General features: G+C 38.6%; 26 protein-coding genes. 2 read left to right on the top strand and 24 right to left on the bottom strand.

Going from position 1 to position 26,490, the window contains the following annotated elements; all coding sequences use genetic code 11:
• Positions 1-122: 122 nt before the first annotated feature.
• Together xylB and xylA are read right to left on the bottom strand one after the other, a co-directional pair.
• A complete protein-coding gene (gene xylB, locus BSU_17610) occupies positions 123-1,622 on the bottom strand; it encodes a xylulose kinase (RefSeq protein NP_389643.1) in 1,500 nt (499 codons plus the stop codon).
• 150 nt (positions 1,623-1,772) lie between these two features.
• Positions 1,773-3,110, bottom strand: coding sequence for a xylose isomerase (gene xylA / locus BSU_17600; protein NP_389642.2), 1,338 nt, complete (start codon positions 3,108-3,110; stop codon positions 1,773-1,775).
• A gap of 241 nt (positions 3,111-3,351) precedes the next feature.
• Between xylA and xylR the strand changes: the two genes are divergently transcribed.
• A complete protein-coding gene (xylR, locus tag BSU_17590) occupies positions 3,352-4,506 on the top strand; it encodes a transcriptional regulator (RefSeq protein ID NP_389641.3) in 1,155 nt (384 codons plus the stop codon).
• Between the two features lie 136 nt (positions 4,507-4,642).
• Here the strand turns inward: xylR and xynB are convergent, their stop codons facing one another.
• The 18 genes from xynB to spoVK form a co-directional block, all read right to left on the bottom strand.
• Complete coding sequence (gene xynB / locus BSU_17580) at positions 4,643-6,244, bottom strand: xylan beta-1,4-xylosidase (RefSeq protein NP_389640.2); 1,602 nt, start codon at positions 6,242-6,244, stop codon at positions 4,643-4,645.
• A gap of 30 nt (positions 6,245-6,274) precedes the next feature.
• The gene (gene xynP, locus BSU_17570) at positions 6,275-7,666 is read right to left on the bottom strand and encodes a H+-xyloside symporter (protein ID NP_389639.2); all 1,392 of its coding nucleotides are present in this window, start codon (positions 7,664-7,666) and stop codon (positions 6,275-6,277) included.
• 824 nt (positions 7,667-8,490) lie between these two features.
• The gene (gene ynaI / locus BSU_17560) at positions 8,491-8,961 is read right to left on the bottom strand and encodes a conserved hypothetical protein; defective phage region (RefSeq protein ID NP_389638.3); all 471 of its coding nucleotides are present in this window, start codon (positions 8,959-8,961) and stop codon (positions 8,491-8,493) included.
• Positions 8,962-9,100: 139 nt separating this feature from the next.
• Positions 9,101-9,265 (bottom strand): conserved hypothetical protein; defective phage region, encoded by a 165-nt coding sequence (gene ynzI / locus BSU_17559; RefSeq protein ID YP_003097730.1) that lies wholly within the window; start codon positions 9,263-9,265, stop codon positions 9,101-9,103.
• A 112-nt stretch (positions 9,266-9,377) separates the two neighbouring features.
• A complete protein-coding gene (gene ynaG / locus BSU_17550) occupies positions 9,378-9,653 on the bottom strand; it encodes a conserved hypothetical protein; defective phage region (RefSeq protein NP_389637.1) in 276 nt (91 codons plus the stop codon).
• 43 nt (positions 9,654-9,696) lie between these two features.
• Entirely contained in the window at positions 9,697-10,050 is a 354-nt protein-coding gene (ynaF, locus tag BSU_17540) for a conserved hypothetical protein; defective phage region (protein NP_389636.1), read from the bottom strand.
• An 88-nt stretch (positions 10,051-10,138) separates the two neighbouring features.
• Positions 10,139-10,780, bottom strand: coding sequence for a hypothetical protein (gene ynaE, locus BSU_17530; protein ID NP_389635.1), 642 nt, complete (start codon positions 10,778-10,780; stop codon positions 10,139-10,141).
• Between the two features lie 559 nt (positions 10,781-11,339).
• Entirely contained in the window at positions 11,340-11,852 is a 513-nt protein-coding gene (gene ynaD, locus BSU_17520) for a putative N-acetyltransferase; putative phage region (RefSeq protein ID NP_389634.1), read from the bottom strand.
• 334 nt (positions 11,853-12,186) lie between these two features.
• Positions 12,187-12,978 (bottom strand): conserved hypothetical protein; defective phage region, encoded by a 792-nt coding sequence (ynaC, locus tag BSU_17510; RefSeq protein NP_389633.1) that lies wholly within the window; start codon positions 12,976-12,978, stop codon positions 12,187-12,189.
• Positions 12,979-13,047: 69 nt separating this feature from the next.
• Positions 13,048-13,482, bottom strand: coding sequence for a putative phage protein; defective phage region (ynaB, locus tag BSU_17500; RefSeq protein ID NP_389632.2), 435 nt, complete (start codon positions 13,480-13,482; stop codon positions 13,048-13,050).
• 186 nt (positions 13,483-13,668) lie between these two features.
• Positions 13,669-13,920 (bottom strand): putative phage protein; defective phage region, encoded by a 252-nt coding sequence (ynzG, locus tag BSU_17490; protein NP_389631.1) that lies wholly within the window; start codon positions 13,918-13,920, stop codon positions 13,669-13,671.
• Positions 13,921-14,050: 130 nt separating this feature from the next.
• The gene (gene ynzF / locus BSU_17480; protein NP_389630.1) at positions 14,051-14,395 is read right to left on the bottom strand and encodes a putative phage protein; defective phage region; all 345 of its coding nucleotides are present in this window, start codon (positions 14,393-14,395) and stop codon (positions 14,051-14,053) included.
• Positions 14,396-14,640: 245 nt separating this feature from the next.
• A complete protein-coding gene (gene ynxB, locus BSU_17470; protein NP_389629.1) occupies positions 14,641-14,931 on the bottom strand; it encodes a putative phage protein; defective, phage region in 291 nt (96 codons plus the stop codon).
• A 327-nt stretch (positions 14,932-15,258) separates the two neighbouring features.
• The gene (glnA, locus tag BSU_17460; protein ID NP_389628.1) at positions 15,259-16,593 is read right to left on the bottom strand and encodes a glutamine synthetase; all 1,335 of its coding nucleotides are present in this window, start codon (positions 16,591-16,593) and stop codon (positions 15,259-15,261) included.
• Positions 16,594-16,651: 58 nt separating this feature from the next.
• The gene (gene glnR / locus BSU_17450; protein NP_389627.1) at positions 16,652-17,059 is read right to left on the bottom strand and encodes a transcriptional regulator (nitrogen metabolism); all 408 of its coding nucleotides are present in this window, start codon (positions 17,057-17,059) and stop codon (positions 16,652-16,654) included.
• Positions 17,060-17,168: 109 nt separating this feature from the next.
• The gene (gene ynbB, locus BSU_17440; RefSeq protein NP_389626.2) at positions 17,169-18,434 is read right to left on the bottom strand and encodes a putative C-S lyase; all 1,266 of its coding nucleotides are present in this window, start codon (positions 18,432-18,434) and stop codon (positions 17,169-17,171) included.
• A gap of 17 nt (positions 18,435-18,451) precedes the next feature.
• On the bottom strand, positions 18,452-19,714 hold the full coding sequence (gene hflX / locus BSU_17430; RefSeq protein ID NP_389625.2) for a ribosome-splitting GTPase (also ATPase, rescuing stalled ribosomes, E-site binding): 1,263 nt from the start codon (positions 19,712-19,714) through the stop codon (positions 18,452-18,454).
• A gap of 132 nt (positions 19,715-19,846) precedes the next feature.
• A complete protein-coding gene (gene spoVK, locus BSU_17420) occupies positions 19,847-20,815 on the bottom strand; it encodes a mother cell sporulation ATPase (RefSeq protein NP_389624.2) in 969 nt (322 codons plus the stop codon).
• 623 nt (positions 20,816-21,438) lie between these two features.
• Here spoVK and cwlC point away from each other — a divergent pair.
• A complete protein-coding gene (gene cwlC, locus BSU_17410) occupies positions 21,439-22,206 on the top strand; it encodes an N-acetylmuramoyl-L-alanine amidase (sporulation-specific) (RefSeq protein ID NP_389623.2) in 768 nt (255 codons plus the stop codon).
• Between the two features lie 63 nt (positions 22,207-22,269).
• Here cwlC and ymaB read toward each other — a convergent pair whose 3' ends face one another.
• From ymaB to nrdI, 4 genes are read right to left on the bottom strand one after another with little or no spacing between them, the layout of a single operon-like run.
• On the bottom strand, positions 22,270-22,890 hold the full coding sequence (gene ymaB / locus BSU_17400) for a putative cofactor involved in deoxyribonucleotide synthesis (protein ID NP_389622.1): 621 nt from the start codon (positions 22,888-22,890) through the stop codon (positions 22,270-22,272).
• Positions 22,891-22,939: 49 nt separating this feature from the next.
• A complete protein-coding gene (nrdF, locus tag BSU_17390; protein ID NP_389621.1) occupies positions 22,940-23,929 on the bottom strand; it encodes a ribonucleoside-diphosphate reductase (minor subunit) in 990 nt (329 codons plus the stop codon).
• A 17-nt stretch (positions 23,930-23,946) separates the two neighbouring features.
• Positions 23,947-26,049, bottom strand: a complete 2,103-nt coding sequence (nrdE, locus tag BSU_17380) for a ribonucleoside-diphosphate reductase (major subunit) (protein ID NP_389620.1) — start codon at positions 26,047-26,049, stop codon at positions 23,947-23,949.
• Positions 26,009-26,401: a co-factor of ribonucleotide diphosphate reductase gene (gene nrdI / locus BSU_17370; RefSeq protein ID NP_389619.1), complete on the bottom strand. Its 393-nt coding sequence runs from the start codon at positions 26,399-26,401 to the stop codon at positions 26,009-26,011. Before nrdI ends, nrdE begins: the two co-directional genes overlap by 41 nt.
• Between the last annotated feature and the right edge of the window lie 89 nt (positions 26,402-26,490).

The raw sequence follows: 26,490 nt of genomic DNA, 5'->3' as shown, positions 1-26,490 counted from the left end.
TTTAAAGGTTGCGATACCTTATTCTCACCATCTTTTCAAAAGAAGGCAGCCATGTTATCAAAGGCCTTTGATGATGATTGATCATTAATTGTTCTTCGGTTGATCTCCAGACAATAACATCATTAGTTTTTTCGAAAGCTCTTCAAAGCTGTATTGAGATCCTTTGTGTGAGTGTAAATGTTCTTATACAAATCAAATAGTGTTTTATATTTTTGAACATTTTGCGCCTTTGGATAAAATGCAGCAGCCTCACGAATGAACTGCTCTGCACATTCTTCAAGTGATTCAAACCAACCGCTTCCAAAGGCAGCCAGCATTGCAGCCCCCATAGCTGGCCCTTGTTCATTTTCTAACTTAATTACCCTCGTATTGAAAATATCAGCTTGCATTTGCAGCCACGTATCATTTTTAGCTCCCCCACCAATAGAAACAACAGTATGAACTGATTTTCCCGCTTCGCGGAATAGCTCAATTGATTCATGTAAAGAGAATGTGATACCTTCCATTATTGCCCTCAAAAAATGCTTTCTATTATGGGCTCCATCCATTCCGATCAAGCTTCCCCGAATAGAAGAATCAGCATGCGGCGTTCTTTCACCAACCAAATAAGGAGTGTATAGCAGTCCATTGGCTCCTATCGGAATAGCTTCCACCCCCTGCAATAATTGCTCAAACGATTCGTTTGGTGCAAACGTTCTTTTAAACCAGTCCAAGCTGTATCCTGCAGCGAGCGTGACGCCCATCGTATAAAAAGAATCCTTTTTTCCATGATTAAAAAAGTGGACTTTCCCTTTAAAGTCTCTTTCTTTTTCTTCTTCGTAGGAAAGTATGACCCCTGACGTCCCAATACTGCATAATGTTTTTCCGGAAGAAAGGATACCTGCTCCAATAGCGCCGCAAGCATTATCTGCTCCCCCAGCGTACACTTTTGTTTTTTCTAATAGCCCGGTCTTCGCGGCAACGTGCGGAAGCAGCGATCCTACACAATCATGAGATTCAACAAGCGGAGGACAAATATCTGCAGAAATACCAATTTGATTGCAAATATCATTGCTCCACTCCTTGCGAGTAATATGTAAAAGTAAAGTTCCTGCTGCATCGGAGTATTCGGTGTGAATGACACCGGTCATACGGAATCGCACGTAGTCTTTCGGAAGCAAAAACACAGCAGTTTTTTTAAAAAGTTCAGGTTCATGTTCCTTTACCCATAACATTTTAGGTAATGTAAACCCTTCTAAAACACGGTTTTTTGTGATGTCAAGAAGATGATCGCCAAATTTCTCGGTCATCCTTATACATTGAGGCGTTGTTCTGGTATCATTCCAAAGAATTGCATTACGTAACACCTGACGATCTTGGTCAAGCAGTACTAATCCATGCATTTGTCCCGAATAGCTTATCCCGTCAATATCCTTGGCTTGAACATTGGATATAGAAACCAATTCAGCCAATGCTTCAATTGTTTGCTGAACCCAGTCTTCAGGATTTTGCTCACTATATCCCGCCTTCTCTTGGATGAGCGGATACCTTTTGGACGTTTCTGCACAAACCTTGCCGTTTTGGTTAACTAAAATGGTTTTAACAGCACTCGTTCCAAGATCTATTCCAATGACATACTTCATTTTTTCACTCCTTGCCCTTTTAAAAAACCATTCACTCTAAATAAATCCTAATTATAGAAGTTACCCGTCATAACAACAAGCAATAGGAAAGGAATCATGACGGGTAATTCAGTGACTTGGTATTGATAGCAGGATCTGGAGCTTATCCTGTTATACTTCTAAAATGTATTGGTTCAATATCGCTTTTAATTTCTCCTGTCTTCCAGATTCGTTTTTAATTGATTTATGATTTAGCGCATATTGCTCAAGTGTGTGGAAATTAGCTCTTCCTTCTATAATTTCAAGACCAATCCCTTCAGTAAAGCTGCGGTAACGATGTTGAATCACATCTTCAAACACACGATCTTCGATTAATTTGTGGGCAACTTTCAATCCTCTTGCAAATGCATCCATCCCTGCAATATGGGCATATATTAGATCATCAGGCTCGAAAGAAGATCTTCTGACCTTCGCGTCAAAGTTTAATCCGCCGCTTCCAAGGCCGCCATTTTGCAGGATTTCGTACATTGCTAATGTCGTAGAATATAAATCCGTCGGAAATTCATCCGTGTCCCAGCCTAAAAGAGGATGACCCTGGTTTGCGTCAACAGAGCCAAGCAGACCATGTACTCTTGCCATGCGTAATTCATGTTCGAATGTATGCCCGGCTAATGTGGCATGATTGGCTTCAAGATTTAATTTAAAATGATTGTCTAAGCCATATTGCTTCAAAAAGGCAATGGTTGTTGCTGCATCTGTATCGTATTGATGGGTGGTCGGCTCTTTTGGTTTTGGCTCAATCAAAAACTGCCCTGTGTACCCGATTTCCTTCGCATAATCCACTGCCATATGCATAAATCTAGCCAAATTATCAAGCTCAAATTTTAAATCGGTATTTAACAATGTTTCATATCCTTCACGGCCGCCCCAAAATACATAGTTCTCAGCGCCAAGCTCTTTTGCTGTTTCTAACCCTTTTTTCACTTGTGCTGCAGCATACGCAAACACATCTGCATTGCAAGAAGTCGCGGCACCATGGACGAAACGGGGATTCGTAAACATGTTTGCTGTATTCCATAATAGCTTAACGCCGCTATTTCTCATGTAATCTTTAATCATGCCCATGATCATATCTAAATTTTGGTTTGTCTCTTTTAGCGTACTGCCTTCTGGTGCAATATCCCGGTCATGAAAAGCAAAGAATGGTGCATCTAGTTTTTCAAACATCTCAAATGCTGCTTCTACTCTCATCTTCGCTAGATCCATGCCTTTATAGTGATCCCATGGTCTTTGCATCGTAGCTGCTCCAAAAACGTCTGTACCATCAGCAGTAAATGTATGCCAATAGGCAATAGAAAATCGCAAATGCTCTTTCAGCGTTTTTCCGCCGATTACTTCTTGAGGATTATAATATTTAAATGCTAAAGGATTAGTCGAATCTTTCCCTTCGTAAACCACTTTGTTTGCGCTTCCAAAATAGTTGATTGAACTGGAATGAGATTGAGCCATGTGATTTCCCCCTTAAAAATAAATTCATTCAAATACAGATGCATTTTATTTCATATAGTAAGTACATCACCTATTAGTTTGTTGTTTAAACAAACTAACTTATTTTCATCTTATATAACCTCGTCAGTATTTTCAATATTTTTTTTAGTTTTTTATGAACACATTAGATATAATAAAGGGAAGATTCGCTATGTACTATGTTGATACTTAATTTAAAGATTAAACAAATGGAGTGGATGAAGTGGATATCGCTGATCAAACCTTTGTCAAAAAAGTAAATCAAAAGTTATTATTAAAAGAAATCCTTAAAAATTCACCTATTTCAAGAGCAAAATTATCTGAAATGACTGGATTAAATAAATCAACTGTCTCATCACAGGTAAACACGTTAATGAAAGAAAGTATGGTATTTGAAATAGGTCAAGGACAATCAAGTGGCGGAAGAAGACCTGTCATGCTTGTTTTTAATAAAAAGGCAGGATACTCCGTTGGAATAGATGTTGGTGTGGATTATATTAATGGCATTTTAACAGACCTTGAAGGAACAATCGTTCTTGATCAATACCGCCATTTGGAATCCAATTCTCCAGAAATAACGAAAGACATTTTGATTGATATGATTCATCACTTTATTACGCAAATGCCCCAATCTCCGTACGGGCTTATTGGTATAGGTATTTGCGTGCCTGGACTCATTGATAAAGATCAAAAAATTGTTTTCACTCCGAACTCCAACTGGAGAGATATTGACTTAAAATCTTCGATACAAGAGAAGTACAATGTGCCTGTTTTTATTGAAAATGAGGCAAATGCTGGCGCATATGGAGAAAAAGTATTTGGAGCTGCAAAAAATCACGATAACATTATTTACGTAAGTATCAGCACAGGAATAGGGATCGGTGTTATTATCAACAATCATTTATATAGAGGAGTAAGCGGCTTCTCTGGAGAAATGGGACATATGACAATAGACTTTAATGGTCCTAAATGCAGTTGCGGAAACCGAGGATGCTGGGAATTGTATGCTTCAGAGAAGGCTTTATTAAAATCTCTTCAGACCAAAGAGAAAAAACTGTCCTATCAAGATATCATAAACCTCGCCCATCTGAATGATATCGGAACCTTAAATGCATTACAAAATTTTGGATTCTATTTAGGAATAGGCCTTACCAATATTCTAAATACTTTCAACCCACAAGCCGTAATTTTAAGAAATAGCATAATTGAATCGCATCCTATGGTTTTAAATTCAATGAGAAGTGAAGTATCATCAAGGGTTTATTCCCAATTAGGCAATAGCTATGAATTATTGCCATCTTCCTTAGGACAGAATGCACCGGCATTAGGAATGTCCTCCATTGTGATTGATCATTTTCTGGACATGATTACAATGTAATTTTTTATGGAATGGACAGCTCATCTTTAAAGATGAGTTTTTTTATTCTAGGAGTATTTCTGAAGCAATAGTGACATGGCACCTTCTCATATGAAAAAGGAGTTCTAAAATAGAAATCTCCTTTTTCATGTGCAAATTATTTTTCTTTATAACGAAAATATCTAAAGTCGGCCGGAATATGATTACCACTGGTATCTTGGCATTGCATCCCTACAAAGGCCCCTGTGAAGAATCCTCCCCCACGGATATAATCATCTGATAATTTTTTCGATTCCAGTGCAATGTCAATTTTGTGCCAATCTTCTTTGTTAAAAGAATAGAAATAATAATATTTGTCCTTTTCAATATTTACTCTTAAATATACATACTTTACTTCACGAGGAATAACAATTTTATTATTTAATGGCTGTGAAAAAGAAAAGTTGTCACATATTGTTAATTCAAGAATGCGCCCAAGTTCTTCATCATGCGTGACTTGAAGAGCCGTCCAGTTCTCTGTATTGTAGTAATTCACCAACCCAGCGGCTTGTTGAAAATTTTCCGGATAAAACTCAACAGCAGTTTCGGCTTCAAAATGGAGACTTTGCCAGCGTCTGGCTACAAATGCCTGAGTAAATGTCGAGGTCAATGATTCATGACCGAATAATCGTAAATGATTTGGCGCTTGAGTCAATGAACCTAATTCATTCGTGAATGGAATCCTTAAAGTTTGAAAATTTATATTTAATGTTGAATCCTCAAATTCATCAACTTCCGGGTACGTTGCTTCAAATATTGTTTCGGGTATAGAAGGTGCATCTACCTCCAAGCTTCCTTCTTTTCCACCTACTACATAGGGCCATTCATCTTTCCAGTAAAGTTTTTGAATAGCTGTTTCTCTGCCCAAAGGACAGTATCCTCTCTGCTGAAAAATTGAATCATCGTCAGGATGAATAGGACGTCCCGTTAAATGAGCTAAATACCACTCATCTGTATGTGTTTGAACAATGGATGCATGACCACATTTTTGCAATGGATTTCCTGGGTCATGCCATGACGTTAAAATTGGATTATCGGGATGAACTTCATATGGCCCCTCAATATTTGCAGAACGAGCAATTGTAGCAGCATGTTCGTACCGTGTTCCTCCTTCTGCAGTTAATAAATAATAATAGTTCCCGATATGATAAAGATGCGGAGCTTCTGTCAGTTTTCTATCAGTTCCTTCAAATATAACTTTTGGTTTACCGATTAATTTTTGCTCTTTATCAGAATATTCCTGTATAACAATTCCTCCAAATGAGTGCCGATCAATACGGTGATCCCATAACATATTTAATAAATACTTTTTTCCATCCGTATCATGGAACAAAGAAGCATCAAACCCCGAGCTATTTAATTTAATCGGCTCACTCCAATCACCATTAATCGTTTCACAAGTAACTAAATAATTGTGACAATCTTTCCATGCGCCATCTACTACCTTAACATCCGTATAGATCAGCCAAAACTTCCCATCACTATAGCTTAAACATGGTGCCCAAACTCCACCTGAATTTGGGTTTCCTTTCATGTCTAATTGTGAAACTCTCTGTAATGGATGTGCAACTAAGTGCCAATTTACTAAATCTTTTGAGTGGTGTATCTGGACTCCCGGAAACCACTCAAATGTAGATACAGCGATATAATAATCCTCTCCTGCTCTACAAATACTTGGATCGGGATTGAATCCTTTAAGTACGGGATTGGTAATCTTCATTTGGGACTCCTCCTCAGTTTATTTTCTTTTTTAAGCCTTGAAATCATCAATATGATCCAAATAAACTTTGTCTCTATTCTCTAATTCTCGAACCATGTTTTTATATTTTTTCTCATCTAAGTTATAGAAATTAATATCAATTAAAGCTAGAACAAGCAAGAACACGGGAATAATGGTTGTTGTAATTAAAATCCCCATTAAGGCCGCCGGGGTTTGTGCCTGATTTGCTACATATCCAAACTTATCAAGAACCAGACCCGGAACAACTCCTCCTAAGGCCATACCAAACTTAAAGAAAAATCCGATTATAGCGTAAATGAGCCCACCCATTCTTTTCCCAGTCCTGTACTCTCCATATTCAATTGTTTCAGGAATAAGCGCCCACATATATCCCCCGGCAGTGAGACTTCCAGCAGCAGCGATTAATCGACAGACAAGTATGAGGTAAACATTACTTGGCGGAACAAACAGTAAAGCTAAGAGGCCTATAATATTCAGTAATAATGCATAGTTTAGTAATTTCTTTTTCCCCAAAAATTGATGAAGCCTTGGAATAAACGGTAAAATGACCAAAGCGGGTAAACTTCCTATCAAACCGTACCACTTCACCAAATCCTCTCTTTCTAAGTTATACGTTACGTAGTAAATGCCAACCGAATTACTGATGGAATTCACTCCAAAAATAATAATAAAGAAAATACTTAATACAACAAGTGGACGATTAACACGAAACTGCTCAAATATATCCGTAAATTTAATTTTCTCTTCGGATTTTTGAAGAGTGACCCGCTCTTTTGTGCTTTTAAAACAAAAGATTAAAAGGCACCCGCCTATCATTCCCAAAATACCCATGGTTAGTTGCCAGCCAAGAGACTCGTTGCCGGAAGTATCGCTTAAATAAGCAGCCAGTAAGGGAACAAAAAATGCAACGACAAGTCCCCCAAGATTCGCAAATAACATGCGAACAGAAGTTATACTAACAACTTCTTGATTATTTCTAGTCATTGCAGAAGTTAACGCGCCATATGGAACGTTTATCGTTGTGTATGTAAGCGACAAGCCAACATAGGTTATATAGGCATATATTAATTTCCCCATATCCGAAAAGTCTGGTGTTGTAAAACAGAGTATTGCCAGTATGACAAATGGAAAAGCTCCGAATAAAAGATACGGTCTAAAGCGTCCAAATCTGCTGTTCGTTCTGTCAACTATTGTTCCGATAAAAGGATCAGCGAGAGCGTCGATTATTCTAACCACTAAAAACATAGTACCGGCTGCTGCTGCCGATAAACCAAAAACATCTGTATAGAAGAACAAAAGATACGTAGACACTGTTGCATAAATTAAATTACAAGCAAAATCTCCAGACGCATATCCAACTTTTTCAACCATGCTAATCTTCTTTACATTTTCACTGAGCATGATTTCTCCCCTTTTCGATCCTTTAATATGGAACAGTGTGAAACGGTATAACAATTTCTCGAATTTACGGTCAGTAAACTTTTATAAAAGCGCTTTCAAAACAGTGCAAAAAAATATGGTGATCAGCAAGCAAAAAATTCATCTTTTTTCGTCATACCTTATATACCTGGAAAAGGATAAAAGCCTCATTCTTTCGTTTCTTATATTGTTTAGCTCCATTAAATCGACCCTCTTATCCCCCTTCCATCCATATTAGTAAGATCTTATCTTGTGGATAATGAAAGTTCATTTCATTAGTTTGTTGATCAAACAAACTAACTTGACTTAATATTATAAAATCCTTTCGACTTTTTCAACATCTTTTTCAGAAAGTTTAAACAGAATGAATTAAATATTGATTTTTGACTGTTTTGTTATATTCAGTGTCTCAGTCCAAAACAGATTCTTGTGTAAACACATGACAAAGATGATCTATGCGAAATAAAGAATTGGTTAGTGGTAAGTTGCATTTAAGAGTTTGATAAAGGTGATCACAGGATGTATGGAGACTGTTAGCCTAGATTTATGCTGATGGCAAGCCCGGTCATGAATTGAAAGAACGGAATGGCCAGAATAGTTTATGTTATAAGTCCAACCCTACATACATATATCAATACAGGAAAGATAAATAAGAAGCAAAAATAGAGAAGCTTTCAACCGGAGTAGAAATGGCTATTTGACTGTCTGAGGATTAATGGCTGTGTTAAACACTATGATTTTTCCTTCAAACTTATTTTAATCTTAAAAATTTTAATTGAGACTGGAAACAAAAGGGAATACAGAAATTAATTCCGTATTAATTTATTCAATATGTTAATTTTACTTTGGTCTTTATGATTCTTCTTCCTTCTTCTATAACCATCTAATAAAGACTTTTTATAAATCTTGAGGTAATCATCAATCGTTAGCAAATGATATTTCGCTCCGCCATCTTCAAAAATCTCTAGGTTATTATAGTCTACATCTGCAAATGGTTTTAAATCCTCAATGTAAGAAATGCCTATTTTTGTATTAGTTTTCTTAAATTCATGCTCATGTAAATCAACCATTTTGTATCCATGCAGTTCCATCACTTTTTTTAGTTTTTCCCACTTTTCCTCTAAAAAAATTAAAGGAATAAGGAGATCAATATCTTCTGGGGAAAAGTCTAACCCAGTTACCTTTTCAAGACCTAAAGATCCATATAATAATGGAATTATGTCTAACTCTTTATTAAACGTTTTAGCTATATTGATAAATTCATTATACAACTTCATTTTACATCCCCATTATTTGGTGATTAATTATTAAGATTCAACTGGCTCTTGAATTTTCATAAGTCCTTCAATACTTTCATGCGGTATATATCTCAAAGGGTTATTTTTTCAAACATCCTGAAAGTCATCTGTACAATATCTAAAAAGCCTTGAAAACTGAATTAAAGAAAAACATCAAAATGATAATGGCTAGCACAACAACAATTTCAAAAGTATGTGAACTGCCATCTTCTTTTTCTCGTTCTTTCTTCTCCCTCATTTGTTCCCTATATTTTCTTTGTATTTCATCCTTTTTCCTATCCACCTTACTCGACCCCTTTCAACATAAAGTAAAGCCAAGCAATTCTGAAGTTTTTTTATTCCTTCTTTTGACAAGCTCGAAAATACCAATGTATAAGCGTAATGCCTAATGGATTTTAAACTCCAAATAACAAAGCCCCTCCGATAAACCAGAAAAAAGGAAATGGAAACATAATTGCATTTAAGACAATCCCATATACAGCACACCGTTTATTTGTCTTTATTGAAACGAACGCTAAAATGATTCCTATAGGAGAAAGTAATAATGGAAAAAACACCGGCATTCCTTGCCATGGAATTGACATAAATCCTGTAAAAAAATTAATAATTAAGATGGCTGAGATAATTGGAATAGTGATTGAAAAAACAGCTGCAGCTTTTTTAACATTCATATTGAAAGCAAGTCTCCGTTCTCTTTAAAAATAGTAGTTTTATTTAGTTTTGAGAAAGTTTGTCAAAATCTCTTTCTTTCATTTCAGGCAGAGTGATATCAATCCCTAACATTTTTATTAATTCTTGTACATAGCTTTTTATTGCAAGCATATTAAATGGGAAATCGAAATCAAGTTCCTCTTTAACGCTTAGAATATCCATTGCATACGAACAGTTATGCTCCATACCCAAAAGATCATCATTAAAGCTTAATACATCTTTATACGATTGATCAGATAACTCAAAGTGAGTAACTAAATAAACACTAATATGGTTTCCACCTTGAGAATCAAAATCCACTAATCTTTCATCAAGTACTAATAAAAATGCAGATCTCTCATCATCACATAATACCATCTTAGTTTCAATAACCGTTTACATCTTGTATGTAAGGCCCTCATAATCTAATTCTGCCTTTCCTGATAAATCGTTTTTAAAAAAAGTATTACATGCACTTATACTCTTCTACCCAGTCGTGATATTTTTCATAAAGTGGACGTATTCGTTTGAAATCATGAGCTATGACTTCGCATCCGCGGTCATCATAGATAAAGAAAATAATGTCTTTTGTAATGTTCACAAAGAAAACATCAGGGTAATCAATAGAGTAACCTCCGAATTTCGGTTTTTGTGGAAAATCCTCATTACTGGCTGCTTTAAGTAATTCAGTTACACGTAAGTCTCGAGGTTTGCATAACAGGGAAAATTGTTGCATCTCGTATTCTTCAGCTTTATTGATTTCGAAAGGATAGGGATATGTCTTCACCATAATTTGATTCAAATGATTTTTACATTTTAGAAACGGTTGATACACCTTTAATTTTCTTATACATTTCTCTTTCTTTTTGTGCTTATACATATTCGTCACAAGGAATATGTCATCATTTTGTTCAAATAATTCATTAAAAATGATTGAGGTTTGTTCATATACAATCCGAAACATCTTTAAATTCAATTCTTCATTTGCTTTGAGTTGATAGATATTTTCCCCAAGACAAAAATGGATTCCTGTGCCCCATTGATTATAGATGCTAGGAATTAATTCGAGGTTTTGAAACCTTTCCTCAATATACCCTATTAAATTCATTCACACATTCTCACTTTCGGTTAATCAGATGATTTTATGTAGATCTAAAAAAATTGTAATTCCTTCCTGTGATTGTAACTTTAGTATACCATTTTCACTCTGAGCGATCGATAGGAATACGGTCTTTTTGGAACCCCCTAAAAGATAATGAACATCTGTGGCAGGTTCACTTTATTCTCTGAGTTCAATGACATGTTAAGCAATTCAACATAGATCAATTTTTACCAGAAGGGAATAATCAACCACTATATAAAGATATTCCTTCACAAAAAATCCTGACAATCATCAACAACGGATCAAACAATCGTCTGGCAAACTTAAATAGGGTCTTATTCCCCCGTGGGCAAAAGTGAAAAGATCAGTTATAAAATGATTAACGCTCGAATGGTATGGCTGCGTATCAGGTATCATCCTTAGTGAACTCACCTAAAAACAATTCACCGGAGCTCATTGAATCCCATTTAATCACTGTCATATCACTTTATATATCACCTTCATTTAACTAATATGTTCTAAGTAGAGGGTGATAATTTGTTTGTATTGCCGCACTCAATAAAGTTCAATTCCACTCTTCCTCTAAAATAGCGTAATAATATTCATCCCACCATTCATTGCCTTTTGGAATACATTTTTTAAAAAAGCCTTCTCTTCTCATTCCAATCTTCTTCATAACTCGGTATGAGGGAATATTCTCAGGTTGACACGTAGCTATAATCCTATGTAAGTTCATTTCTTTAAATCCATATTCCAAGATAGCTTGGGCTGCCTCAGAAGCATACCCTTTATTTTGATAATTGGGATTAAACACCCACCCAATTTCATATGTATGTTCACCAAAATACTTATAAAAAACAATATGGCCTATAAGACAGTCTTCATCTCTTAGTATGACAGGGAATTTTTCAGCGTTATCACCTTTGTTTTTATTTACAAATGCCTTTGCATCTTCTTCAGTAAAAACCCCTTCAGGTATATACTTCATTACATTACTATCAGATGTATACTCATATACTGCTTGCCAATCTTTGAATTCAAATTCACGTATCAATAACCTTTTTGTTGTTATGTGCATTAAAGCAACTCCCCTCTAATATACTTAATCTTTATTTCAATATGAAGACAACAATAACCTCTTTAAAACTATTCTTATTCAACAATATTGCCTCTTGCTAGAACAACTCAAGGATTACTGACTGTGAACAAGCAATGGAATATGATTCTCCAAAATAATCCCCCTATCCTTCTCTGAGGGGTAATATGGGGAATTTATGACAAAACTAAAGACGAAGTAAGATCATTTACTGTGGATGCAACTCGTAAGCCAGATTGCAAAGATAAAATATGTAAGAATTAAACAAACATCCTCTTACAATAAGTAAGAGGATGTTTGTTACCAACAAGATTGTTTAATTTAATTGGTATTCCTTATTAAGCTTTTTAAGAAGTGAAATTTCAACTTCGTATTGGCTTCCATAAATTCTGCTTATTTTTTGCACTTCTTCCTTTGAGCCGAAGAAAATAACTTTAAAATCATCATTTACGTATTGAACTACAAAAAAATCATCAAAATCATAAAATGTATTTTTATTTATCGAAATAAAACCACTTGATTGAGCTGTTGTTTTTACACTAATCCGTCTGCCATCACTCACAACATCAAATCCATGCTGATTAGTTTGACGTGCCAGAGTGCCGTTGGTTTGGATTGCACAAATGAATTCACCGATTCTGCCAATTAAATGCCTCAATTCTGTAGGCTTACAGTTCAATACATTCATTTCATATCTCAGGATTTGGTTATATTCATTATAAAGGTTTACAAGTTGTTCTTTACTAATGATTTCGGCTTGATCATTTATTTGGTTATTAGTAACAGAAGCTTCTCGGAGTGATTTAACACCGTTTACCCATTCGCCTACGATAACTTCCTTATCTTCCCCTTTTGATTTTCTGAAAATAAGTCCTGTATAAAGAGAGTTTTCACCTAAGTATTTGTAAGAACTTCTATTCATATATTCAAAGAGGTGCTTATTAAAAGAAATCCCCTTATTATACCGGTTATAACAATAATCTGATAAAATAATGCTATCCGGATTAGTTCCGTATTTTTCTTGAAGGGTTTTCTTTACTTCTTGAGGTGAAACCAACTCATTGATCTTATTTTTCAAAGCATCCTTAATTTGCTCGTAAATTGTCATTATACTTCCCTCAAATTGCAGTTTCTTTGGTTGTTGAAATTAGTCATAATTTTTTCTTTTGCCGAAGTGTTATTCTGAAACCAGTTTATAATACTCTTGGAGATTCGGATTTACTTCCCAATATTTCGTTCCATTTAAAGACACTAGCATATCAAACCATATCTCGAAATTAGAATCTAAGTTAATCGCATCTTCAATATCATCAATTGAGTCTAGATATAGCATATAGCCTAATCCATTTTTTGATTTGTTTGTGTCTATGACATATCTTCCATCAAAATGATATCCAATTAAAACGTATCCCTCTGGGAAATCTTGAACCTCATTATATTCAATGATTCCCTCTAAGCTAAGTATTTCAATCCCATCAAACATTTCCATCCCATTGTGCTGTAACAAAAACTCTTTATAGTCATTAGGGAAAGTAACACCTAGCTTCTGTTCTATATCGCTAATTTCTTGAGGACTAGCAGGATCTTTGAAATGAAAAGTAGCATCTTCCATGACATATCCTCCATGATGAAACATAGGGAATGTACCATATTTAGAAACTGCTTTCTTAATACCATCTAGTGTCATGTGAACTAACTTTTATTTCTTCCATAAATGCTCCTCCTCCTTAAATCATCTCACTAAATTTTACCACACAGAACATTAATAGATAAATTTAAAAGGGACATAAACTGTTTATTAAGAAACAATTTTACTCATAATTAAAGCAGGATTAGTGGTGAACAAAATGTAAGTGTTACGTGCTGTTTTAATTACTACCCTATCTGTTGAGCCATAAGGAAACCCAATCCTTACTGCGCTTTTCTCCTCTCCCCCATAGTTTGGATCAAGAAATACATCATTGATTTCTTTGATTGGAATTTCAATTTTGGATAGCTGCCAATTGATAATTAAGTTTTCATTTGATTTTTCAACGTTGATTCCAAGCATAAAAACATTCCCCTTTTGACTATGAATTCAGTGAAACAAACACGCTTTAAAATTTATTAAATCCAAAAAGTAATACTTACGGGAAATATGACTATAAGCAAAAGAGCCCTTTCAGGCCCTTATTTTTCTTTTACCCTTGGTATGAATTTGTTACAAACTCTTTTGCTTTATTAGCAACAGCTTCCCAAGTGGCGGCAGCATGATCAAGATCCGCAGAAAGCTTATTGATATCCTCATTCTCAAACCCTTGGGCGAGTGAATAAAATTGATTTGCTATAGAATGCCAGATGCCTTCGATTTGTCCTATAAACTCCTTAGACTTTTCTGCTTGGGCTATTACATTAACCAGGTCTATATTGATACTGTGAAGCATCCCCAAAACTTTTACTTCTAATTCTGGAATCTGTATATAATCTTCATCGCTTGGACTTTGATTTTTCTGTTTCTTGAGTAATTGACTTAAAGCTTTCCACACAGTATTGTCCTCCTATGATAGCTTCTTTAGACGTGCCTCTATGGAAATGGTCATTTGGTGATCAGCTTCACGAAATGCCTCAGCAAATGTTTCAATTCCGGTATCCTAGAAACATGGCGTTAGATAATCATGCCCACCGATGCCCCCGCTGGTGGATTAGTTGCAAGCATAAACATTCTGCGATTTATCACCGACCTTGTCAAAGGGATGTTAAATAAAAAAAGAACCTTAATTTTCCCATTGGCTTATTGGCTTACTTTTGAAAATTTATAAATTATTATTATATTGAACAGTGTTGGTATGATGTATACAAGACCAGTTCCAAGTAGACCTATTACTGAACTAGCAATTAATAATATGCTGAAGACTGGTTTATTATTTGTCTGGATTGAAGCAAGCATGGTTATAATTCCCGCCAAAGCACCTAAAAACCATAAATTCCCCAAAGTGTAAGAGTCATCTATAACCGCAAACAGTTGAGCCAGTACAGAAAAAACCGCTCCTAATCCCCCGGAGAAGATAGTCAATTTTTTCATAGAAATCTCCTTTTTGAAAATTGATTTAGATTTCAACGTAATTATGGATTCATTTGGTTATGATGTCAATGATAAACATCTACCTTACTCATCTTATTATTGCTGGTAGAAGTATTGAACAATGGAATTATCACAGAATTTGTCGAATTATTTATGCGTATTGCTTCCTTAAGCGTGGAATTATTTCCCTAATTAAAAATTTAGTACATAGAATTATTAGTGACATAGACTAAAAGTGACCCTGCTTTTTAGCAGTGCCGCTCCATAATTTATTACCTATTAACATAAAAAATCCCCTGACACTTTTAGTGCCAAGGGATTGAGATATTAATACTGAGACATATACTGTTCGCGTTCCCAAGGATGTACTTGCGTGCGGAACATATCCCATTCGATTTCTTTTGCTTCGATGAAGTGTTCGAATAGGTGCTCGCCCAGCGCTTTGACCATGACTTCGTTTGATTTGAATTCTTCTAGTGCTTCCGCAAGTGTTGCTGGAAGGTCAACGATTCCGTTTTCCATGCGCTCTTCTTTGCTCATCACATAGATGTTGCGGTCGATTGGAGCCGGCGCTTCCAGTTTGTTTTTGATTCCGTCTAATCCTGCAGCAAGCAATACGCTAAGTGCAAGGTATGGGTTTGCAGCTGGGTCTACACTGCGTACTTCAACACGTGTGCTGATGCCGCGAGAAGCCGGGATACGGATAAGCGGGCTTCTGTTTTGCGCGCTCCATGCTACATAACAAGGTGCTTCATAGCCAGGAACAAGACGTTTGTAAGAGTTTACTGTCGGGTTTGTTACTGCTGTAAAGCTTGTTGCGTGCTTCACGATACCTGCAATGAAGTGCTTCGCTGTTTCACTTAACTGAAGATCTGCGTTTTCGTCAAAGAATGCGTTAACACCATTTTTGAAGAGTGATAGATTGCAGTGCATACCTGAACCGTTTACACCGAACAATGGTTTTGGCATAAATGTCGCATGCAGGCCGTGTTTACGGGCAATTGTTTTGACAACTAGTTTAAATGTTTGGATGTCATCACAAGAGCGGACTGCTCCAGCATATTTAAAGTCGATTTCGTGCTGACCAGGTGCTACTTCGTGGTGAGACGCTTCGATTTCAAAGCCCATCTCTTCAAGCTCAAGTACGATATCGCGGCGGCAGTTTTCTCCTAAATCAGTTGGAGCTAAGTCGAAATATCCGCCTTTGTCGTTTAGTTCAAGCGTCGGCTCGCCTTTTTCGTCCAATTTGAATAAGAAGAATTCAGGCTCAGGCCCAAGGTTAAAATCACTGAAGCCGAGGTCTTCCATTTCTTTCAGAATCCGTTTTAAGTTGTTTCGCGGGTCACCTTCAAAAGGTGTGCCATCCGGATTGTAAATATCACAGATGAAACGTGCTACTTTACCTTTTTCAGCTGTCCATGGGAAGATAACAAATGTATTTAGATCTGGATACAGGTACATGTCTGACTCTTCGATACGAACGAATCCCTCAATAGAAGAACCGTCAAACATGACTTTATTATCAAGCGCTTTTCCAAGCTGGCTTACAGGAATCTCAACATTCTTGATTGTTCCAAGAATGTCAGTAAATTGAAGGCGGATATACTTCACGTTTTCTTCTTTTACTAATTTTTCGATATCTTCTCTAGTGTACTTTGCCATTTGGTAAAATTCCTCCTCTTAAAAGGTAAATGTATATAGCAAAACAGTTGCTAACGGATTAATGAAAGAAGCGGGACATGTCGCCTTGACGGAATGTATTCCCTCTTTGAAAACGGCCGGCTTGCATGAGCTCGTTTTTCAGGAGCTGTCTCAGTTCGTCATCGGACAGATCATGTTTCATTGGTTTTTTCGTCTTCTCGTTTTGTTTTTGTTCTGGCTCGGCTTCGGCTTTCGCCAGAATCTGTTTAATTCCTGCCATGTTTACACCTTGTTCTATCAGGTGCTTGATTTCTAACAGTTTATCTACATCATGAAATGAAAATAATCGTCTATTTCCTTCACTTCTGGCTGGAAATATCAGTCCATTTTCCTCATAATATCGAATTTGTCTTGCTGATAACTCAGTTAACTGCATGACAATTCCTATTGGAAATAAAGGCATTGAGCGGCGAATATTATCACTCATCTCAATTTCCTCCTTTTCTTAACTTAGTTTCATTATAGGTGATGTTATATTATGTGTCAATACGATGTAAGGATTCTTAACATCAAATCCAGAGAAATTTTTAAAAAATTTAAATTAATTGCTTTTGCATCAATGAATCCACTGCACTGCATATGGCATTCTTCACATGCGAATAGGTTAATCCTCCCTGAACATACGCTACATACGGCGGGCGGATAGGGCCATCAGCTGATAATTCGATGCTTGCTCCTTGAATAAACGTCCCTGCTGCCATAATGACATCATCCTCGTATCCAGGCATGTAGGCTGGATAAGGCGTCACATGAGCATTGATTGGCGATGCAAATTGAATAGCCTGGCAAAAAGCAATCATCTTTTCTCTGTCAGAAAACTCAACGGATTGTATTAAATCCGTTCTTTTCGCATCCCATTTCGGGTTTGAAGTGAAGCCGAGTTTTTCAAGGAATCTCGCTGTAAACACCGCTCCCTTTAAACTTTGAGACACAACGTGAGGCGCCAAAAAGAAGCCTTGGTACATTTCTTGGAGCGAGTAAAGAGATGCCCCCGCTTCTCTGCCGATGCCGGGTGACGTCATACGGTATGAGCAAGCTTCAATCCATTTCGCTTTTCCGACGAGGTAGCCGCCTGTTTTCGCAAGGCCGCCGCCGGGATTTTTAATGAGAGATCCCGCCATCAGGTCGGCTCCGACATGGCAAGGCTCAAGCTCTTCCACAAATTCTCCGTAACAGTTGTCCACAAAGACGATCAGATTTTCATTGATTTCTTTTACAAAACGGATCATTTCTTTTATTTCACTAATTAAGAAAGAAGGGCGATTCGCATATCCTTTTGAGCGCTGAATGCCGATTACTTTTGTCTTCGGATTGATCGCAGCGGCGACTGCATCATAGTCTATCTTTCCGTCTTTCGTCAGATCAACCGCATTATAGCCGATTTGAAAATCCTTTAACGAACCAGCGTTTTCTCCACCCCTGACGCCCACAATTTCCTCTAGCGTATCATACGGCTTGCCCGTGATATAAAGGAGCTCGTCCCCCGGTCTGAGGACACCGAACAAAGCAATTGAGATGGCATGTGTGCCTGAAATGATTTGCGGCCTTACAAGCCCCGCTTCTCCGCCAAACACATCCGCATATATGCTTTCAAGCGTGTCTCTTCCGATATCATCATAGCCGTATCCAGTAGACGGCGTGAAATGAGTGTCGCTTACTTTGTGTTTTCTATAGCTTTGAAGCACTCTCCACTCATTTCGCTCGCTGATTTCTTCTATTTGTTTATGAATGCCGGCAATGTCCGCTTCCACTTCCATTGCCGTTTTCTTCAATAATTCTCCGTGTGTTAATGTGTCAAACATGTCTTTATATTTCCTTCCTACATATACTTCTTTAATTCACCGATGATACTTTGCTCTTCTTGGACATAGCCGGATATGTCATACTGTTCATTTTCTTCATTAAAATAGAAGCGGTCTACCATCGTTTCCGATTTGATTCTGGAAAGGAGCTTCCCTTCACTTGCCGGCACATGTGCTTCAAAAGACGTTAACAGTTCTTGGCGCAAATAGCGCTGAATCGCTTCTTTAAAGGCTGCAGCGTCGTCCTCAAATTTCGCACTGACCATAATGTGATCCCTTCCGGCGGTCGGTATAAAATCAGGCAGTTTTTGATCACGTTTATTGTAAGCCGTCAGCATCGGGATATCATCTGCTTCAAGCTCCTCAAGCAGCCGAAGCACTGTTTTTTCATGTCCCGCATAATCCTCATTTGAAGAATCAATTAAATGCAGAATTAAATCCGCTTCTTTTACTTCCTCAAGCGTTGAGCGGAATGCAGCAATCAATGTCGTCGGAAGATCCTGAATAAATCCTACTGTATCTGAAAGAAGAACACTGTAGCCGCTTGGCAGGACCATTTTTCTGGTCATCGGGTCCAGCGTGGCAAACAGGAGGTCTTCTTCATAGCTGTCAGCACTCGTCAGGCGGTTGAACCATGTTGATTTCCCTGCGTTTGTATAGCCGACAAGCGCAATTTGAAGCACACCGTTTTTCTTTCTTCTTTCACGGTATCGGCTTCTATGGCGAATGACAGTGGAAAGCTGTGTGTTGATTTCATGAATGCGATTTCTGATATGGCGGCGGTCGGTTTCCAGTTTCGTTTCCCCGGGACCTCTTGCCCCAATTCCTCCGCCTTGCCGGGAAAGGTTGATCCCTTGTCCCGTCAGACGCGGCAGTGCATATTGCAGCTGAGCCAGCTCAATTTGAAGTTTGCCTTCTCTCGTTCTCGCCCGCTTTGCAAAAATATCTAATATCAATTGCGTGCGGTCAATCATCTTCACTTCAATTGCTGTTGCCAATGACTTCAGCTGACTTGGCGACAGTTCATCATTAAAGATGAGGAGATCAGCTTCAAGCTCTTCCACGAGTGCCTTCAGCTCTTCTACCTTCCCTTTTCCTATATATGTAGCGGCGTCAGCCCTGTTCCGTTTTTGTGTGACGCTGGTCAGTACTTTTCCGTCTGCTGTTTTCGTCAGAGATGCTAGCTCTTCCATAGAATTTTCAAAATGCTCATCCGTGATATGCGGCAGCTGACATCCGACTAAAATGGCTTTCTCCTGAATCGTTTCTTGTTCGTTCAAATGGATGTTCCTTTCTTTTGCATATTGGGCAGTAGTATTATCATACCAAACCCTGCATGTGTATACCACAAATCGATTGCTTTGAAAAGCGGAAATACGAGCAAAAAACAGACCTCTCAAAAACTGAGAGGTCTATGCAGATCCAGATGCTTCTTCTTTAATGGAAAGATCTTGGCTTTTGATGGTCATCAAGTCGCTTTTTAAGTATTGGTCTCCCATTAAAAGCCTCATGGCTTGTGCTCTGATCGATTTTTCGATCACATTTCTGACAAAACGTCCATTGCTGAATTTAATGGGACTTGTCGTGCTTTTCACTGTCATTAAGTAATCTTTCAATTTCCATTCCGCTTCTTGACTGAGCTGGTATTCCCTTTCATCGATCATTCGTTTCGCAATCTCCATGAGCTGGGTCACAGAGTAATCCGGAAAATCAATGGAGATGGGAAATCTTGATTGGAGTCCGGGATTTAACGAGAGAAAATGATCCATTTCCCGTGAATATCCGGCGAGTATCAAAATAAACTCATGCTGTTTGTCTTCCATATGCTTTACAAGTGTGTCGATCGCTTCTTTCCCAAAGTCCTTTTCGCCGCCTCTTGCCAGCGAGTAGGCTTCGTCTATAAACAAAATGCCACCTAATGACTTTTTGATTAAATCTCTCGTCTTTTGGGCGGTGTGTCCGATATACTCCCCGACCAGGTCAGCCCGCTCCGCTTCTATTAAGTGGCCTTTTGACAGGACATTCATTTCAAAGAACAGCTTGCCGATGAGCCGTGCAACCGTCGTTTTTCCCGTTCCCGGATTTCCTTTAAACATCATGTGCAGCGCTTGCTTTCCAACCTTCAAGCCTTGCTCCGCGCGTTTTTGGTTCACAAAAATCCAGGCGTATATTTCCTTGATGTTGCGTTTCATTTCCTCCATCCCAACTAATGCGCTCATCTCTTTTTCGATTTCCTTCAAAATGCCGTGCTTTGCTTCGTTTTTTTGCAATGCAGCCTGATATTCCGCCTCTGCCTCAGCATTCGTCAGCACCTGCTTTTGCCCGTTCAGAATAATGTTGATCTGTCCGTTGTTTTTATAAGTCACAGCGCGCTCCAACATCTTCACCTCTCTGTTCTCTCTATATGATATTCAAGCGGATGCCGATTGTGACAAACGCCTATCATGTGTCGAAACAATTGCTTTTTTCGGGAACAATAAGGAATCCTGCGCTTTCCCGAGAAATACTTTATTTCTTATTGTATTCACGGACATGGGGTGGACAAACCATGAGATTTTGTTTTTAATCATTTTGTCAGAGTATTATAGTGAGCTTCTTTCTCATTATTTCTTTTTCATACAACGGGCTGATTTTTGTACGAAACGTATTACCCGCCCTAAGATACCTGAAGTGTTTTTCTTTTTTTCGATTTATAAAGCGGTGTCTTTAATGAAAGGAGCTTTCCTCATCAATTTACGTTTTAAATGCTTGATTTAATATGAACGCAAAGCTTAAAACCAGCAGGAATCAGTGCAGGTTAACCGAACCCATAGTACATACAAACATATGGCGTATGCACAGATTTCATGTCGGACCGTATCTGTTGTCGCTTCATGTTGAATTGTGCGCTTTCCCGAGAAATAATTTCTGGATGTGAAAGGGTTATTTCCTCATTTTTCAGTTGAATGATAATCGTACAAGCAGAAGCCGTGTTTTTTCATATCCTGTAATGAGGTGATGAAAAATGGTTAAAATTTTTATTGATCCTGGCCATGGCGGGTCTGATCCAGGCGCAACAGGTAATGGCCTTCAGGAGAAAACGTTAACCCTGCAAATCGCTTTAGCCTTACGTACGATATTAACTAATGAATATGAAGGCGTTTCTCTGCTGCTGAGCCGGACAAGCGACCAATATGTCAGCTTAAACGACCGGACAAATGCCGCAAATAACTGGGGAGCAGATTTCTTTTTGTCCATTCACGTTAATTCCGGGGGAGGCACAGGTTTTGAAAGCTATATTTATCCAGATGTAGGAGCCCCGACGACGACTTATCAATCGACAATTCACTCTGAAGTGATACAAGCTGTCGACTTTGCCGATCGCGGCAAAAAAACAGCGAACTTCCACGTCCTAAGGGAGTCGGCAATGCCTGCCCTCTTGACCGAGAACGGCTTCATTGATACCGTTTCCGATGCAAATAAGCTGAAAACGAGCAGTTTTATTCAAAGCTTAGCGAGAGGACATGCAAACGGGCTGGAGCAAGCCTTTAACCTTAAAAAGACTTCCAGCTCAGGGTTATATAAGGTTCAAATCGGCGCATTTAAAGTCAAAGCGAATGCCGACTCGCTCGCAAGTAATGCCGAAGCCAAAGGTTTTGACTCGATTGTCCTTTTAAAGGACGGATTATACAAAGTGCAGATTGGCGCATTTTCATCCAAAGACAATGCAGACACCCTCGCTGCCAGAGCGAAAAATGCCGGCTTTGACGCTATTGTGATCCTAGAATCATAGCCGAGACGGGGACGAGCGTCTCATAAAAAAACCCGGCTCCTCATCGCGAGAAACCGGGTTTTTTTATTCAAGAATATCAACAACAAACTGTGACCATGTTTCCAGACGGTTGTAGATATCATCCTGTTTTAATTCAGAAACTTTCATCCATTTACCCGCAATTTGTTCTTTCTCCTTCACTTCCACTTGTGCGCCAGGCTTTAATTGAAGCGCAGAAAGAATACCGATATGCACTTTGCCAACACTGTTTTCATCATCATTGATCAATCCCAGTGTGACAATCGCCTGTTTATCTTCTTCATTTATTTGCAGTTCTTCCTCAAGCTCACGGTCTGTGTTCAGCTTTAAGACTTCAGCAAATGAAGCTGCCCCTTCGATGGCGTTCATATGGCCGCCAAAACCGAGAGAAAGCTTGTTGTGCAGACGTGATTCACCGCCGCCAGCCAGCCGCTCGTAAAGAAAAACTTCATCTTCACGCTTAATGACGACATAAGGTATCGGCTGCTTGAAACGCGGATCTTCTTCTGCGTCCCCTCTTCTCATTTCACGATAGGCCGCTTCAATCTGAGCCATGATTTCTGCTACTCTGCTATCTTCACTGTACACGCCCTGGAAGGTTAAGCTTTCTTTTTTAAACACATCATCGCGCGGGGCAACTAAAATCATTTCGTCCATTTTTCCCATGGGTACTGCGTCCTCCTCATTTGAACCTTCAAGCCGAAAAGAGCAGATATTATATCTGCTCTTTTTCATCTTCAAAATAAAAGTCATCATCTTTGAGCGGCTCAACTGTCGCTTTTTTATAGCCATTCCCCTTCATAGAGAAGAAGTCATGCGATTTTGTTTTTGTGTTTAATCCGTTTAAAACGATCGGATTAATGTCTTCCTCTTCGAAGTATGGATCAAATCCAAGGTTCATCAGCGCTTTATTCGCATTATAGCGGATGAATTTCTTTACATCATGTGAGAGCCCGACTTGATCGTACAAGTCCTCTGTATACTCAAGCTCATTTTCATATAACTGATTCAGGAGGTCGATCGCAAATTCACGAAGCTCTGCTTTTTTCTCTTCTGTCTGTTTATTATAAATTTCCTGAGCAAGGAGACCGACATACACGCCGTGAATCGCTTCGTCACGAAGGATCAGGTTAATGATCTCACCGCTTTGCATCAGTTTTCCTTGTCCGTAGAAATATAACGGATAATAGAAACCGCTGTAGAAAAGGAAGCTTTCCAGATAGACGGAAGCAACCATGGCTTTGAACAGTGAAATTTCATCATCTTTTTGAATGGCTTTGTAAAGCCCGACAATCATTTGCGCTTTTTTCTGCAAATATTTATTTTGTTTAACCCATTCAAATACTTCATTGATCGTTTCAGTCGGTGCAAGGGTCATGAAAATATTAGAGTACGACTTCGCATGGACAGCGTTCTCCATCATCGCCATAAAGTTCAGCACCGCTTTCCGCTGGTGGCCATCTACGTGTTCAGCCACGATCGGCATCCCCGTATTCCCCTGCTCTGTGTCAAGAAGCGTAAGTCCGGCCAGTACCTTCATATAAGTGTCCTGCTCATTTTTTCCGAGGTACTTCCATGTGAGGAGATCGCCGTTTAAAGCAATCTCTTCCGGAAGCCAGAACTGTTTCACGTTTTGGTTATAGAACATTTGGGTAAAATCGTCTTCATGCTTTGACCAGTTTGCTGCGTCATAAATTTTTGTCACTATAAACTCTCCTTTAATCAAACAACACAAGAAAGGCAGCTGTCTTGCCCAGTATCTTTCGTTCTTGCATAGTAAATGGTTTTAATTCCTCTATGATGTGCATACAGATCGATTCGGTTTAAATCTCGGGTCGTCATTGTGTCTTTTAAGAACAATGTAAAGCTGATTCCCTGATCAATGTGCTGCTGGATAGTGGCGATCATATCCACAACCTTGAACATGTCCATATCGTAGGCTTCTTTATAGAAGAACCAGTTATTAGATGCAAGCCCAGGCATTGGGTAGTACGTTTTTGAGTTGCCGTATGTTCGTTCTTCAATCCGTTCCATAATCGGCATAACAGACGCCGTGCTTGATTGAACGTATGAGATAGAGCCTGTCGGCGCAATGCATAATCTGTAGCTGTGATACATACCGTGTTCAGCGACAAATGCTTTTAGCTTTTTCCAGTCCTCTGTCGTCGGGATATGCATACCTTCAAACAGATTAGCGATTTTTTCGTATTTCGGTGAGAAATCAGTTGAAACGTATTTGTCGAAGTATTCACCTGTCGCATAGGTTGATCCTTCATATTGATCAAACGTTTCGCCCTTCTCTTTTGCGATTTCCGCAGAACGCTGGATGGAGTAGAAATTCACCATCATAAAGAACGTGTTTGCAAAGTCACGCGCTTCCGGACTTTCATACGCAATGCCGTTTTGCGCAAGGTAGCCGTGAAGGTTCATAGCACCGAGGCCGATTGATTTCATCGCTTTGTTTGCCCGTCTTACAGCAGGCGCATTACGGATGTCTGTTGTTTCAGACACGTGTGTTAAAGAGTCTGTCGCAAGCTTGACTGTCTTTTCGATTGATTTATGCTCCATGACATTGAGAATGTTAAGCGAACCCAGGTTGCAGGAAATATCCAGACCGATTTCATCTTCTTCATCATAGTCTGTGTATGAAGAAACTTGAGATGCCTGCAGCACTTCAGAGCAAAGGTTAGAAAATTTGACCTTGGAAATATGGTTATTCGCATGCACTTTATTGACGTTATCTTGGAACATGATGTATGGATAGCCTGATTCAGAACGAAGCATCGCCAATTTTTCAAGCAGTTTCCGCGGGTTGATTTTTTCCTTTTTCACCCGAGGGTTGTCGACAAACTTGTCGTACATTTCGTTCATGTCCATCTCATCCATGTGCTGGCCGTACTCTTTATAAATCGTGTGCGGGTAGAATACATAAGCCGCTTTGTCCTCGCGTGCAAGCTCAACGAACTTATCCGGAATGACAACACCGATCGAAAGCGTTTTGACACGCACATCTTCATCCGCAGAAATCTTTTTCGTATCAAGAAAATCATTGATATCGCGGTGGAAAATGTTTAAATACGCCGCGCCGGAGCCTTGTCTTTGTCCCATTTGGTCAGCGTAACGGAACGCGTTATCAAGAAGCTTCATGACGCCTACAACGCCTTTTGTCGCATTCTCAACATCTTTAATGGCTTCACCTTTCGCGCGAAGCTTGGACAGGTTAAGAGAAACCCCGCCACCAAGCTTAGAAAGCTGCATGGAGATATCGATTGCTCTTGAAATGTCATTTAAAGAATCATTAACTTCGAGCAAGAAGCAGCTCACAAGTTCACCGCGGCGTTTTCTGCCGGCATTCAAAAATGTCGGTGTGCTCGGCTGATATTCTTGATTGATCATCAGGTTTACATATTCTTTTGCTTTCTCAGTGTCGCCGTTAGCGAAGAACAGCGCAACAATTGAGATCCGGTCCTCATAACGCTCGAGGATTTTTTTCTTGTCATTCGTTTTCAAAGCATAGTCATTATAGAATTTAAACGCACTCATGAAGGAAGGAAAACGAAACTTCTTAGCGTAAGCTGTCTTAAACACTTCTTTAATGTCTTCAAAAGAATAAAGGCTTAAGAATTCCTCTTCGTAGTATTGGTTTTCAACCAAATAATCCAGCTTCTCTTTTAAATTGTGAAAGAAGACTGTGTTTTGATTGATATAATCTACAAAATAGCTATGTACAGCTTCTTTATCCTTATCAAACTGGAATTTCCCATCTTTTTGGATCATGATTTCGTTATTTAACTGGATCCATTTTGGCACTTGATTTTGTGACAACTCTTTCTACCTCCTGAGTAAACAATTCAACGTCTTTAGATGTGCCGCTGAGTTCAAATTTGTGCAAGATCGGCACCTGATATTGTCTTGAAATGGTATCGGCGCTTTTTGCAAAGTTATCGCCCCATACTTTGTTGCCGCTCGCAGCGACTCCCAATAAGAGATGGGCGTATTTTTCGAGAAATGATTGTGTTGATGCCGGTACCTGGCCGAAGTTTGTCGTGTAGGTGACCAAAACAAACGGAGTGTCCACGTGGTCCATTTCGTCCACCTTGCGTATCTGCTGAAAGCCTGTTTTATTCACAAACCGCTGAACATTCCCTGTTTTCGAATCAAATATGATTTGTACCACGTTTTATCACGACCTATCAAAAAATATGAATCTCTCATCACTAACACTATATATAGTATACTACCCTCTAGCAAAAACACAATATATAG

This window comes from Bacillus subtilis subsp. subtilis str. 168 (assembly GCF_000009045.1).
In the GTDB taxonomy this organism is placed as follows: domain Bacteria; phylum Bacillota; class Bacilli; order Bacillales; family Bacillaceae; genus Bacillus; species Bacillus subtilis.
Note: the sequence above shows the minus strand (reverse complement) of the source record. Positions and strands in the feature narration are given on the sequence as shown.